This is a genomic window from Nostoc sp. (assembly GCF_036919495.1).
Lineage (GTDB): Bacteria > Cyanobacteriota > Cyanobacteriia > Cyanobacteriales > Nostocaceae > Nostoc.
Genome location: NZ_JBALBZ010000075.1, coordinates 1 through 14335, shown reverse-complemented (window position 1 = coordinate 14335; position 14335 = coordinate 1). Strand labels below are relative to the sequence as shown.

Sequence of the window (14335 nt, the reverse complement as noted above, 5' to 3'; positions counted from 1 at the left end):
GCCCAAATAATTCGCAACAAGACTGCTCCTAATCTGTTTGGTTGGTCGTGGCAGACTGAATAACTGCCTACCCCTGATTATTGAGCCGATACGATTTTAGCTATGTAGAGACGTTGCAATGCAACGTCTCTTGCATTGGATTTGGGGCTTAACTAAAAATGTATTGGTCTATACTGGACTCACTGAGAACTGCTATCTATGTGAGGCATACTCTGATTTGCTTTATGCTTGCAGTTGACAGAGCAATAAACCAAACCATTGATTTGGATCTGTCCACACTTGGAGAGGTAATAAACCTTGTGTGGTGAGTTGCTGCTTGATAATATTGAGGTCAAATTTGCGGGAAATTTCGGTGAGGATAGTCTCACCTAATGCAAAATTAACCTTGAGGTTAAGAGCGCGTAATTCTACAATTTGCGATCGCAGGCTGCGTAAATGCATTTCTATTTGATGCTCATTTTCATTGTAAAATGCCCAGTGTTCAAACTGGGTGGTGTCAAAATTCCCCTCAAACTGTTGATTTAAATGCTCCAGCATATTGAGGTTAAATGCTGCCGTCACTCCCTGGCTGTCGTTATAAGCTGGTTCTAAAATCTGTTTCGGCTTTCGTAAATCTATCCCCAACAAGAAATACTCACCTACTTGTAGGGCTTCTGTAATTTGAGAGAAAAAGACATCACATTCATTAGGTGTAAGATTACCTAAACTGCTACCAATAAAACAAATCATCCTGCTGAGTAATTCCGTCGGTAGGAGTTTTGCAAGGGCTAATTCATAAGTTGCCGCTAAAGCATAAACTTGCAGTAAGGGATAATCTCTTAATAACTGCTTGGCGCTACTTTCCAATATACCTGCACACACATCAATTGGTAAGTAGTGCAAAGGATAGTCTAGCTGCTGGTAGGCATTTAGTAAAATGCGGGTTTTGGTGGAATTGCCACTGCCAAGTTCTACTAATTCACAAGCGCCAGTTATCTTGGCAATTTCACCAGCATACTGTTGTAAAATCGTTGTTTCTGTGCGTGTGAGATAATATTCTGGTAAATCACAGATTAGCTCAAATAGCTCAGAACCTCGGTCATCATAAAAGTAAGAGGGGGGTAGAGATTTAGATGTTTGAGTTAATCCCTTCACTACATCACTCCCAGTACTAGGTGCAACTATTTGAGTTGCTCCTATCAAACACTGCATCTGCAAGCGTTTTTCAACGGTGTTTTGAGAAGTAACGTTCCTGTTGAGAGCTTTAGATATCGACATTAAACCTCCGTATGCTTGGCGTAATAGGTTACCTATAATGGCAAACCTTTACTCTAATTAGTGAAACACATAGCCATAGCTAATAAAATCATGCTTGAGCAATATTGCTCAAGCTTTAAATATATTTTTAGGGATTTCCTGATTCAAGTGACAATATAGCGGTTCTCCTTTATGTGAGGTACATCGGTAGGGGCACGGCAGTATCCGTGCTTTTATGTGGTGTTGTTGAGGCTTTAAACTCCAACTTCTATCCTTAGAACTTGGAACTTCATGCTCAGAACTATCTAAGCTTACCCTGAGAACTCGGATGTTCTAAACTGGAACTACATTTGAAAATTAGATAGGAGGTAAACAACAATGCTACAAACCATTGAAGGAATTTATAAAAATGGCAAAATTAAACTAGCTGAAACACCACAAGGTATTACTGAAAGTAGAATCTTTGTTACTTTCTTAGAAACAAAAGCCATGACTTGGCCAGAAACAATAATGCAACATCAATGTTCGAGAATTTCAAAGAGTACCTAGCTTGCAAATAAAGAATTGGCGTTCTTATTAAATTACATATCAATGTATTGGAAATGGGGCTTTAGACTATTAATTGTATTTTTAGGGCTGTGGCTACTCCTGGATCTGGGTTCCCGCGTGGGAGCAGAGATTTTTTGGTTTCAGGAAGTTGGCTACCTCCAAGTATTTCTGTTGAGGGTGGTAACTCGTGGTGTTTTGTGGGTAGTCGTGGCTGGGATAACTGCTAGCTATCTACTGCTAAACCTGGCTCTAGCACAACGACTAAAATATCCTCCGCTGAAGATTGAAGAAGTCAGGCGTGAAGAAGCACAACTGAGCAGTGAATTAAAAAATTTTCTCAGTCCTCATTATCCAAGAGGCAACGAAACCCCGACACTTACGCCGCAAACCTTTAAACCATTCAGATTGCGCTGGTTATTACCCCTAGCTTTGGTACTAAGCTTGTTGATCGGGTTAATGCTGGCTCACTATGGTCAAATTGCTGTTTCTTACTGGCATTCTCCAGTTAATAAAGCTAGTCAACCCATTCTTGCCTTATTCCGACTAGAGACAATTTGGCACCTCTTGAGGCAGATTTTCTCTCAAGTCTCGTATCTCGGTTTAATTGGGGGAGTAGCGATCGCAATCTTAATCTATCCCCAATTTTTACTAACTGCGATCGCAGTTTTCTTCAGTCCCATTTTTGCCTTCATCATATTCCAACACTGGCCAAAGGTGCTGCAATATTTCCACCCCACCCTTTTCAACAGCACTGAGCCTTTATTTGGTCGAGATATCAGCTTTTATGTATTTTCTTTACCCGTTTGGGAACTGTTAGAACTCTGGCTGATGGGATTATGTTTGTATGGATTCGTCGCCGTTACTCTCACTTATCTCCTGTCGGCTGACAGTTTGAGTCAGGGAATTTTTCCTGGTTTTTCACCCCAGCAACAGCGTCATTTATTCGGTATGGGTGGCTTGTTGATGCTGGTAGTGGCTCTGAGTTACTGGCAAAGCCGCTATGAACTCGTGTATTCTACCCGTGGAGTAAGTTATGGTGCCAGCTATACCGATGTGACAGCCCAGTTGCCAGCTTACACCGTCTTGTGCATTCTGGCAGTAGCGATCGCCTTTTACCTACTTTGGCGAACATTTTTCTGGAAACCTAAATCTCAGTATCGTCCTTTGGTGTTTTACGGGTTAGGGCTTTATTTAGTATTAGTTGTAGCTGTTGACATTGTTCTACCTGGGGTGGTGCAATATTTAATTGTCCAACCTAATGAGTTACAACGAGAGCAACCCTACATTCAGCGTACTATTGCCTTGACTCGCCAAGCATTCGATCTACAAGCGATAGATTCTAGAACCTTCAACCCGCAAGGAACATTAACTCAAGCTGATATTCAAAAGAATGACTTGACAATTCGGAATATTCGCTTATGGGATGAGCGACCACTATTAGAAACCAACCGTCAACTGCAACAAATTCGGCCCTACTATCGGTTCCCCGATGCCGATATTGACCGCTACACTCTCAAAACAGATGTAACTTCACGCCAACCATCTGCTCCCCAAAAGCCACCAGAACCTAAGCAGGAACCAACTGAGTCAGCAGAACGGCGGCAGGTACTGATTGCCGCACGAGAATTAGACTACAATGCTGTACCGCAGGAAGCTCAAACATGGGTTAACCGTCATTTAATTTATACTCACGGTTTCGGGTTTACTGTTAGCCCAGTTAATACAGTTGGGCCGGGGGGGCTACCAGAATATTTTGTCAAAGATATTAGTGGTAATAGTAGCGCCCTCACAACTTCTAATGCAGCCATTCGTGACAGTATTCCTATTGGGCAACCCCGGATTTATTACGGTGAAATAACCAATACCTACGTAATGACTGGCACAAGAGTTAGAGAGCTAGACTATCCTAGTGGTAGCGATAATGTTTACAATTCTTACGATGGTCTAGGCGGCGTTGAAATCGCTTCAGCATGGCGACGCTGGTTATTTGCTATGTATTTGAAAGATTGGCAGATGCTGCTGACGCGAGACTTTTTGCCAGAGACAAAGGTGCTACTGCGGCGAAATGTGAGGCAAAGAATTCAAGCGATCGCACCTTTTTTAAAATTTGACAGCGACCCCTATTTAGTAGCTGCTGCTGCTAATCAAGATTTCCCAAGTAATCCCAGCTATCTTTACTGGATTGTTGATGCCTACACGACGAGCGATCGCTATCCTTACTCAGACACTGGTAGCGATGGTATCAACTACATTCGCAACTCAATCAAGGTAGTGATTGATGCCTATCACGGTACTGTTAACTTTTATATTGCCGATCCAAGCGATCCGATCATTGCCACTTGGTCAGCGATATTTCCCAACATGTTTAAACCGCTCAGTACAATGCCAGTAAATCTCCGCAGTCATACGCGGTATCCGGTGGACTTCTTCAAAATTCAATCTGAGCGGTTGATGACCTACCACATGACCGATCCCCAGGTATTTTACAATCGGGAAGACCAGTGGCAAATCCCCAACGAAATTTATGGCAGTGAACCCCGTCCAGTAGAGCCGTACTATTTGATTACTAGTCTTCCTACTGTACCCTTTGTTGGCAAAGCCTCTCGTAGAGAAGAATTTATCCTATTTCTGCTCTATACTCCCAAACAACGGACTAATTTAATCGCTTGGTTAGCGGCGCGATCGGATGGCGAAAACTATGGGAAGCTATTGTTATATACTTTTCCCAAAGAAAGACTGATCTACGGAACGGAGCAAATCGAGGCACGGATTAATCAAGACCCAGTAATTTCTCAGCAAATTTCTTTGTGGAATCGCCAGGGGTCGAGAGCTATTCAGGGCAATTTATTAGTCATTCCCATTGAGCAATCACTGCTGTATGTCGAGCCAATCTATTTAGAAGCCACACAGAATAGCTTGCCAACTTTAGTGCGGGTTGTCGTGGCTTACGAAAACCGCATTGTCATGGCACAAACATTAGAACAAGCCTTGCAGGGAATTTTTAAACCAGAAGTTACACCAGCCCCTGCTATTATCCGTCCCTTTGAAGAAGCAGTCCCGCCTGGTTAAAATAATTCGTAATTCGTATAAACTCAAGGTTGCCACATACTCAGCCGAAAGGGAGCTTTTGTAAGATATCTATTAAAAAAATTTATCGCAACAGACATAGTTTAATAGTTCAATATATGTAATAGACACTAAAAGTTAATCGACATGCTACAAAATAACCAACTAGAGATCCGCCACATTAGTCCTGAAGTGAGGCAGTTGATTAAAATGTACGCCGATGTTAATAACTGTACGCAATCTGAGATGTTGGAACGCATTATTTTGGAGTGGGACGCCCAACAAAGCGAGAGCGAACGGCCGCCAGGAAACGAAGATGAATAGCTTTCTTAAACAATCTTTAGTCAGCTTCTAGCGAGAAAATTTCATGAATTTGGCTCATTAGTTGTAGAAAAACTTTCTAGAGATTGGGTCTTGTTTGAGGGACTGAATAAAATCCCTCAAAGTCATCATGCTGCCTGTTAAGGTGAATTTAGGAGTGCCATTTTGAGCAACGATTCTCACTTCACCATCTTGGATCTGAATCTTATTTTTAATACTATCCCATAGAGTATCGAAGCTCTGATCATCGTTGCAACCATTGGCTTCAAGGAATCTTTGGCGTACTTCTGTTTTGAGTGCAAGTGCTTCTGCTGCTTGAGTCCGCGCCTCAAAGTGCTTAATTACATCTTCGTAAGCACTCTCCCTTAGAGTTTTGTTTTCGGCCTGAACTTGCTCTAGCTGAGTTTTTATGGCTTGCAGTTGGGACGCTAAAGCAGCTGATTTGTGGTATTCAATTTTTAAGGCTTGCTTTGCATTGGCTAACAAAGTTTTGTAATCTAGCTGATCTTGATTTTTTTCGGATTGCATTTTTATCTCTCGATCAACTCTCGTCAGTTATATGATAAAAACTGGCGAGAGCTTAGTAAATATTCTGTATGTTATCTGAGTATTAGTTAATTTACCAATAATGGTGATTCAGAGCTAGGATTCTCCTGAATACTACTCAGACTAGAACTAATGTGGGAGCGGATAGCTCGTTCATAAACACTAGTCTGCTGAGTGCGTACCCCTACAGCTTGATATATTAAGTTAACATCGGGGAATTCAGACCAGTACATCAAAAAAATGTCTTTAGCTGGAGTAATAATTTCATAATTATTCTCTTGTCTTTTCTTTCTAAGTTTACAATTATTTAGCTGTAATTTTTGTCTGAATAGTTGTTCAAATTCTGAAATTAAATCTGAAGTAGTTTTCATGGGTTATACACGTTAAAACGTGTTAATTATGCAAAGACTATCTGGTGATATTATTAAGTATGACACTTCAGATACCTCTTAGTATATAGTGTATCAGTTATCCGGTATTTGAGAATTTAAAGTTCACCTTTAGGTAATCTTTTGAGGATTTTGCTACGCATAGCGCCTCTAGGAGTTACGATGCTAGTACCGCAAGACAAAAGTTAAAGGTTAACACTGAGGACTTGCCTTGAGCGCAGTCGAAAGGAGTCGAAGTGTTAAAAGTCAGGCATAATTTTTTTCCGAGCTTCTTGCGCCATTTGAAATGGTATGTTTATTTCTGCGCCCGTTGTACTAGTTAGCAGAGGCATTCTGTATAAGTACAACGGCTAAATTATATTCTGGGTAGAAGCCCTGGGAGCCATTCGGTACCTACAGGCTACAGCCTGGGACTTCAAGACCCTCTGCAAAACTGATTAATTCTAAGTACTCTGGATTTTCCAGCAACTTTTTGGCTGCTAGCAATCCGGCAATGCTCCAGGTTTGATAAATTCTAGCTTCTTTGCCAATCAAACGGCCATTGTTGCCATCGTAGTATTCTGGGAATTTATCCTTAAATAAACGCCTTTCGGCAATGGCTACTGCTGCTTGGGCAAGTTCTGTTCGACCTGCTTTCATTGCCGCAGCAGTAAATAACCACAGTAAAACGGGCCAGTTACCGCCGTTGTGATAAGACCAAGCCCTGTTCTTAGAATCACATCCTGTAACAATTCTCCACTCTAAACCATCCATTGCTGGAAAGCAGATTTTAACAGGCATATAGCCAATTAAGTCTTGCCAACGTTGGGCAAATAAATTCATAATGCTTTGAGATTCTTTTTCGCCGGCTAAGGAAGCTAAGATTGCCATCAGATTTCCCAGAGCAAAAAAGCGAAAATCTATCCGTCCGGGCCCCAGATTTCCCGCTAAATATCCTCCAGTTTCGGGCAACCACTCGGTCAACCAAGTGGGGATTGATTCTGAGTTGATGTTGAATTTATTAACAATTTCTTTACCAAATTCGTTATCCTTGTAACGATAGATTTCCCCCAATCGCTTCAGGTCTAGCCAGTAATAGTTGCGGATATGATATTTCAAAGATCCCAATCGTCTATTGACTTTGCCAAGGTAGCCATCGCCATCCCCATCGGGTAAAAGCAATTCAGTAGCAGCTCTGAGAGATGCATAGAATAATACCTGAATTTCTAGAGGATGTTCGTAGACTCCCATGCGACGGTCAATCATAAACGCGCCATCGGGAACTAACATTGTTGGGTACATGGAAAAGCGATGTACCAAGCAAAGATCCAATATTAACTTGATTCCTGCTTGAAAATCTGGCTGACGCGCTAGAGTTAAATCGCCTGTAGCTTTTTCATAGGCGCGTAGCAAGAGAATCCACCACATACAAGAATCAATTGGGGGAACGCGAGCGATCGCCAGTTCACCAAAATCAGCGACCAAAAATTCCTCATTTCCATTAGAATGTACCTTGAAACTTGCAGGCATTAATCCCGCTCCTGGTTCAAAGCAGTCTATCTGCTTTTCATGACTTTGTAATTTCAGTGTTTCTACTAAGAAGTTACGCACAATCTCTGCTTTGCCGTGCATGAGAAACACCAAGGCAGAAGGGACAAAATCGCGGAGGAAGCACTGGTCATAATTAAGAGCATCTGACTCCGCATCCTGGGCAGCTACAGTACCAATGGGTTTTCCCTGATAATAAATTATCGACTCTTCCAACAATTCCCAAGCTTCTGCTTCGAGCAGACTGTTCTTATCAATCGCGCTAGTCATGGGCGTTTAATTCCACTAATGGTATGTATCAGCTCAATTGTGGAAAGTACGCAAGCCTTACATCAACGAACAGGCAGGGCGCAGGCTGGGAGCAGGGGGACATGACCTCTTTCTCCTACTGTGGAGCAGAACAGAATATAGGTCTGAATCTCCCACTTCAACAAGCGTAGTTCTCGTATCATACGGGAAGCTAACGCAACAGGCAGGGTGTTCACGTAGCTCTGCATTGCCCGTAGCTCTACCTTTGGCGCAGCCTCTCCAATTGGGTCGAAGTGTCGAATCCCTTTTTTCCTCTATCCCTCTTGCTCCCAGCTAAGAGCTTCCTTGCCTCTTTCTCAAGCTGACCAGCTTTCTCGAAAGTCAGCATACAGAGTCAATCCACCATCTATGAATAGGGTTTGTCCGGTGATGTAGGCGGCTACTGCCAAATTCCTTTACTACGGTGTTGACCATCTCAACAATATCTGATTCTGGGGAAACATTTCCTTGAACCAGTCGCGACTTCACACCACAATTTTCGATATTTCCACAGGCTTTTTGCAATGCCATCTCTTCCCTATCTGCCGCAGCTTCCGGGTCTTTGCGGTAATTGATGGCGATGTTGCACCCTTCTTGAGCGAGTCTGATAGCGATCGCCTGACCAATACCTGAAGTTGCACCTGTAATTAAAGCATTCTTTCCTTTTAACCCTATCATATTTCCTGCCCTTACTTGAATTTGCACCAGTCAAAAAATTTGGGATTTTAGATTATGCTTTCCAACCTTTAACCTTGCTGTTGTCATCCCCCAATAGAGGTAATTTTAAAATATAAAGGTTCTTGTTTGCATTAAAGTACATTTCATCCCCAACTTCTCTCTTTTACCCAGATGCAAACCGATGATATTCAAAGCAGTTAAAAGTGCGATCGCCTAAAACTTCAGATTAAGTAAGGGCGCACATCTATGCACCCTTACTTAATAAATAACAAAAATCTTTTTTTACCTTTATTCCTTTAGTATCTGCTACTGGGAAAAAGTAAAATATCGTACTAAAAAAAAGGGGGTCATTTTGGTTATTGATGGCCTTGACATGAATTATCATGACAAGTCTTTGACGATGAATTAGACCTTGCCTATGGGGTAATAAATGATATTCAAGCCAGAGGAGAGCGAGGAAACTATACTATAGAACGTGTTAAATTTTACTCTAGCCATTCTCCTTAACTTTTTGTTACATAACTATAAATTTCTCCGCCGACTTACTTAGTTGCTTTCAACATAAAAAATTGAGTATTTCTAACAAGCAAAATTTATTTAAATTACTTTTTAAAAAATCTTAATATTTTTTAATCTAGTTTAAAAAATCTTGGGATTTAGTTCATAATTTAAGAGCGATCGCTTTGTAAAGGTTAGTTGATATTTCTTGTCAAACTGCTAGTAAAGTTACAAACTAAAGAAATACAACACACGCAATTATTTTATGACTGCTATTTCAAACTTTGAATTCAAGCGACCAATTTGGCAAACTGCCATCATATTGACTTTGGGCTTTTGGCTCAGTGCTAGTCTAGTTTTAGACTGGGTAATTATGCCTAGCCTTTATCTTTCTGGCATGATGAGCCAAGCTGGTTTTACGACAGCAGGCTATACGATTTTTTGGAACTTCAATCGGATGGAATTATTATCTGCTGCGATAGTCCTGACTGGGGCGCTAGCTTTGAGTAAAACCCGATATCACTGGAGTATTGGCAGTATTGTTTTATCTGTGCTGCTGTTAACTATAGCTGTACTTGACACCTATTTCTTAACCCCGCAGATGTGCGCCATAGGAGTTCAACTCAACCTATTTGAAGCTGCTGCTGCTATTCCATCGACAATGAATATACTGCACGGCAGTTATTGGGTACTGGAAATAGTTAAGCTGGTGGCAGGTGGTACACTTTTAAGCTGGTGCTGGCGGGAGCAATTTTAAGTAGATGGAGAATTTTAACAGTGAGACTTTCCACTTCTAAATCTCACACCAAAGACGCAAAGTAATTCTTTGCGTCTTTTTGCTAAAAATACCTTATGGATAAATAAGATTAGGGACAATTTTCTATTTATATTTGTAACTTTTAAAACTTGAGATTTTCGAGCAAGGTTCTGTACCTACTCAACCGAAAAGCGCTATAAACAGACAAAATTATCTTTAACTGTACATTCTCAGTCTTCCCGGACATCCGATAAAATAAATATTGAAAAATAATATTAATTAGTTTTCATGTTTACTTCACTGATTTATCATGAAGTTTATATGTTTATGCTAACTTTTTTTGAAAATTATAGTAATCTGAATTTTAGTGGTTACTTACTTGTTATCTACCATCTAGCAGAAAAGAGCTATTTTGCAGGTATGCACTACCAATCAAGAATTTCGCTGCAAGTTCTTGAATTTATTACTTCAAATTGTGCAGGGTGACTATTTAGCCCCACACGACACTAGAAACCGTCTCCAGTAATTATGAAGATGATTCCCTTCTGCTGATTTGGTTGCCTGTTGCATCTCACCACACACCATCATGGCGGCAATTACCAGCTAACTCATCCTTGGTCGGAGGTTTACCATTCTTGTTGTGCAAGTGATAATTTTACCCAATCCCAACACTAAGGGTTGCTCTACAATCATAAACCTAAGTAAGACATTTAACTTTTTCAATGCTTAGTTTCTAATAATACGTTTTATTTTGAAGTAGTTACCCTCAAGAATAAACTTCAAGCAAAAGTGTTCCACGACTTTCGTCACGACCGCAAAAACATAGTTCCTCAGCGCGGCTTCAATGTTCAAAAGCCTTGATTTCGAGCCATTTTCATCTATATTACAGTAGATTTTGGTCGTTTTCGACTTTAGCATCAGAGGCAAAACAACCTTGGCATGAAAACTAAAGTGTATCTACAATTTAGGCTGCTAAATACGGATACCAATGATACTTTTGTGACTGATGGGCGAGAGCCAATGGTCTATGCGTTGCACTTGAGTTACTGTTAGATTGGCTAGATTAGCGAAAGATACAGAAAACCAATCTAATTTTTGAAATACTATATCCTGGCAACCAGTCAGGCCATTTTGCCATTAGGCAATAACATGGATTGGCTTATTTGTAACTCGTGCTTTATAGTTTAACAGAGATTGGTTAATTAAGAGTTGGGGGGTGTGGAATCTCTGTACTAACTCAAATGTGACCGCTATATTTATCTGATAGTGCTTCCAACAAAGTCGCAGTGAATTCTGAAAAGGTAATTCACTAATTTTACGTGCAAACAAATATTAACTTTATTCCAAAACCATCCCAATGAAGACACTTCCGATTAGTAGATACAGATTTTTCCAAAAGCTCCAGCCTTTATCTTTATTGAAAAAAATCACTGGTAAGTCGGTTACTGGTTGTTTGCAGGTATTTAGCACATCAGGCTCTTGGTCAATATATGTAGACGAGGGTAAACTAATTTATGCCTGCTATTCAGAGAAAATGTTTGAGCCACTCTACAGAAATTTGCAACGTTTGAGTCAGCAAATTTCTACTCTCCCTCGTGAAATTCACGAACAGTTGCGGGCGATATTTGAAACTGGTATTGAAAATCAGGCAATACCGAACCCAGATTATTTGGCTATTTGTTGGTTAGTTAATCAGAAATATATCAGTCCCTCTCAAGCGGCGATACTGATAGAGCAATTGGCGTTAGAAGTTCTAGAGTCATTTCTGAGCTTAGACCAGGGGAGTTATGAATTTATTCCTGAAAGCTTTCTGGATGATATGCCAAAGTTTTGTCATCTGAATCTCCGCTTACTAGTTGAACGATGTCAAACACCCCGCAGGGAAGCGGCTTATCGTCAGACATCACCAACTTCTCAATCAAATCCTTCAGAATTGTTCAAAATAAATGAGCTAAAACCTAAAAGCAAAAGTATACCAAACTGGTCTACAACAAACGGCTATAAGCCGCCAACCTATTCTATTAATACCAATGAACATAGGAGTCAGCAGATCACTAAACCACCTGCTGACAAAAAAATCTACACGATCTTTTGTATTGATGACAGCCCTACAATATTGAATACTATTAAAAGTTATTTAGATGAGCAAATATTTTCTGTTGTAGGAGTTACCGATTCTTTAAAGGCTTTAATGCAGATTGTTCATACAAAACCCGACATCATTTTGTTGGATATTTCAATGCCTAATTTGGATGGGTATGAACTCTGCTCTTTGCTGCGTAAACACTCAAATTTTAAAAATACACCTGTGATTATGGTGTCAGAAAAATTAGGATTTCTAGATAAAGCTAAAGCTAAGATAGTAAGAGCATCAGGTTATTTAACTAAACCTTTTACACAAGGAGATTTACTAAAAATAATATTCAAACATATTATGTAAATTCCTGGTATAAAAACTAATTTAACAGAAACTAGGGTATTTGTTGGAGATTTAAGGTTTAGTATTAGCTGAATTACTACTATTTTAGTTAGAGAATATTGTCTGAGTGAATTTAAATTAGTTGGTCGTTATCTCACAAATATGGGTTAAATTTTTATTAAAACTACTAGTGCGAAAAAAGCTCTAGAAATAAATAATCTTAAAAAAAAACCAAATTCGATTGTTACTGATGTAGTAATACCGGGGATAAGTAGATATGAGTTATCTAGCTTCATAAAAACAAATTCGACTCACCGCTTATGGACATTTTAAATTGAGCAATAAATCGCTCACTACGAACCTTTATTTTGGAAGTCCCTGATGACCTTAGTAGGTCTGAGGAAGTGGTATTTCCCTTAGAATTTCCAAAAGCGATCGCTCCATAATTTCACTGACAACTTTATTACCTTGTAAGTTGAGGTGAATGTGGTCGTGATACAAAGCTTGCGGGTTGGTAATTGAATTGAATATCGGTAAAAAGTCTATATAGTTAATTTGTTGTACTTTAGCAAAATCGTTCAAGCGCTGGCGTGCCACAATTTCGTAATCGCGGGGGCCTGGTTCACCAATTTCTCGCAGTAAGGGAGTCATGGCTAGAAGAAATTGGCTGTTGGTTTGGCAAGTCAGAGCTTGAATTTTGCCGATCGCCTCCAAATTAATCCCCACGCGATCGCCTGGTTCATTTTGGACTGCTTTCATTTCGGGAATTGGCTGTTGCTTGACGATATAACGTTGCCACACTTCCAGCAATGCTAAGGGAGGTTTACTATTGGGATAGTTGCGATCGCATCCTACCGGTAAAGAAGTGGGAGCAGTAGCAAACAAATCATCGGTATTAATTAATAACACTACCGCTTGGGCGTTAAAATTGCTAAACTTCTCTAAATAAGCTAACTCGTTCCTTGGGCCCCAAGAGTTAGCTGAAGCATTCAGCACTTCTACTTCCTGATAATTACCATTAGTGGATGATGCCAGAGAACGCATCATCATCGTGGATATTGTATTAGTCTGATCTGTCCACCAGCCACCATTAGCAATAGAATCCCCTAACAGTAAAATTCGCAACCCAGAAGGTGTAGGTGTCTTCTTGAGCGGATTACCTCGCATAGAATACTCATTAATTTCAATGCGATTACCAAAACGACGGGTACGCTGGTTAGGAGCCAATAAATAACCAATCTGCTCATCGCCAATATAAATCAGGGGATTACCAAAGCCAAAAAGCGATCGCAGTCCGATCTCGACTACCACAAACAAGCCTACAACCACCAAAAATACGATCAACGCGACTTTCACCTACCTACACCCTCTTATACTGAGCTGCTTTTCAACGATAGTAACTGACGCATTAGGCATTGGATAGAGGTATGGAGACGGGATGTATTAAGCAATACCGTTCGGATAAGCAGGGGAAGCACTTGAGGAAAGAGGGTTATTGTTCAGTAATTCTTTTCTTTCCAACGAAAAGATCCCTTGCTTCTTCCCTCCCCCCAAGTATCTGACTAAGCGGATTAATATGTATTGGAACGTGTTTAATAAGCTTGAAAACAGCAATTGTATAGCTGTTAACTGTCTATCTAATGGTTTGCCAAAAGTTTGATATATTTAGGCTATTTTTGTGTAATAGCATAGCAGTGTTTTATAGTGATATAATTTTTGATTATAGTATTACATAAATTACAATTGTCATCATTTTATCAATTTGGCAAAAATTTTTTTGGGGGTAGGGTAGGATGATTAAAATAGGCACACGCAAATATTTAGGAAAACAAAATGTCTATGACATTGGGGTTGAGCATGACCATAATTTTGCAATCAAAAATGGGTTAATAGCTTCCAATTGTTTCAATAAATCTCATTCAACTGCCTATGGTTATGTAACTTATCAAACAGCATATTTAAAAGCTAATTACCCATTAGAATATATGGCGGCGCTGTTAACGGCTAACAGTGGTGATACCGATAAGGTACAGAGATATATTACTAACTGTACAAATATGG

General features: G+C 40.1%; 10 protein-coding genes and 2 pseudogenes. 6 read left to right on the top strand and 6 right to left on the bottom strand.

What is annotated here, in order from left to right:
- Positions 1 to 222 precede the first annotated feature (222 nt).
- On the bottom strand, positions 223 to 1257 hold the full coding sequence (egtD, locus tag V7K25_RS10250) for an L-histidine N(alpha)-methyltransferase (protein ID WP_335157508.1): 1035 nt from the start codon (positions 1255 to 1257) through the stop codon (positions 223 to 225).
- 357 nt (positions 1258 to 1614) lie between these two features.
- On the opposite strand from egtD, the gene V7K25_RS10245 reads away from it, so the two are divergent.
- The 3 genes from V7K25_RS10245 (at position 1615) to V7K25_RS10235 (ending at position 5175) form a co-directional block, all read left to right on the top strand.
- Entirely contained in the window at positions 1615 to 1785 is a 171-nt protein-coding gene (locus V7K25_RS10245; RefSeq protein WP_335157510.1) for a hypothetical protein, read from the top strand.
- 42 nt (positions 1786 to 1827) lie between these two features.
- Positions 1828 to 4854 carry a UPF0182 family protein gene (locus V7K25_RS10240; RefSeq protein WP_335157506.1) on the top strand — a complete coding sequence of 1009 codons (3027 nt, stop codon included), beginning with the start codon at positions 1828 to 1830 and terminating at the stop codon, positions 4852 to 4854.
- Between the two features lie 144 nt (positions 4855 to 4998).
- Positions 4999 to 5175 (top strand): hypothetical protein, encoded by a 177-nt coding sequence (locus V7K25_RS10235; RefSeq protein ID WP_335157503.1) that lies wholly within the window; start codon positions 4999 to 5001, stop codon positions 5173 to 5175.
- A 57-nt stretch (positions 5176 to 5232) separates the two neighbouring features.
- On the opposite strand, the gene V7K25_RS10230 is transcribed toward V7K25_RS10235, so the two are convergent.
- From V7K25_RS10230 to V7K25_RS10215, 4 genes and pseudogenes are all read right to left on the bottom strand, one after another.
- On the bottom strand, positions 5233 to 5700 hold the full coding sequence (locus V7K25_RS10230) for a hypothetical protein (protein ID WP_335157502.1): 468 nt from the start codon (positions 5698 to 5700) through the stop codon (positions 5233 to 5235).
- A gap of 86 nt (positions 5701 to 5786) precedes the next feature.
- Entirely contained in the window at positions 5787 to 6089 is a 303-nt protein-coding gene (locus tag V7K25_RS10225) for a hypothetical protein (protein WP_335157500.1), read from the bottom strand.
- A 411-nt stretch (positions 6090 to 6500) separates the two neighbouring features.
- Positions 6501 to 7904 (bottom strand): glycoside hydrolase 100 family protein, encoded by a 1404-nt coding sequence (locus tag V7K25_RS10220; protein ID WP_335157498.1) that lies wholly within the window; start codon positions 7902 to 7904, stop codon positions 6501 to 6503.
- A 420-nt stretch (positions 7905 to 8324) separates the two neighbouring features.
- Positions 8325 to 8600 (bottom strand): annotated as a pseudogene (locus V7K25_RS10215) (SDR family NAD(P)-dependent oxidoreductase); the annotation flags it as partial.
- A gap of 763 nt (positions 8601 to 9363) precedes the next feature.
- Between V7K25_RS10215 and V7K25_RS10210 the strand changes: the two are divergent.
- Both V7K25_RS10210 and V7K25_RS10205 read left to right on the top strand, forming a co-directional pair.
- Positions 9364 to 9855 (top strand): hypothetical protein, encoded by a 492-nt coding sequence (locus V7K25_RS10210; protein WP_335157496.1) that lies wholly within the window; start codon positions 9364 to 9366, stop codon positions 9853 to 9855.
- Positions 9856 to 11212: 1357 nt separating this feature from the next.
- Positions 11213 to 12295 (top strand): response regulator, encoded by a 1083-nt coding sequence (locus V7K25_RS10205; RefSeq protein WP_335157494.1) that lies wholly within the window; start codon positions 11213 to 11215, stop codon positions 12293 to 12295.
- A gap of 366 nt (positions 12296 to 12661) precedes the next feature.
- Here the strand turns inward: V7K25_RS10205 and V7K25_RS10200 are convergent, their stop codons facing one another.
- Positions 12662 to 13630 carry an SGNH/GDSL hydrolase family protein gene (locus V7K25_RS10200; RefSeq protein WP_335157492.1) on the bottom strand — a complete coding sequence of 323 codons (969 nt, stop codon included), beginning with the start codon at positions 13628 to 13630 and terminating at the stop codon, positions 12662 to 12664.
- A 437-nt stretch (positions 13631 to 14067) separates the two neighbouring features.
- Here V7K25_RS10200 and V7K25_RS10195 point away from each other — a divergent pair.
- Positions 14068 to 14335, top strand: a pseudogene (locus V7K25_RS10195) (trans-splicing intein-formed DNA polymerase III subunit alpha C-terminal partner DnaE-C); the annotation flags it as partial.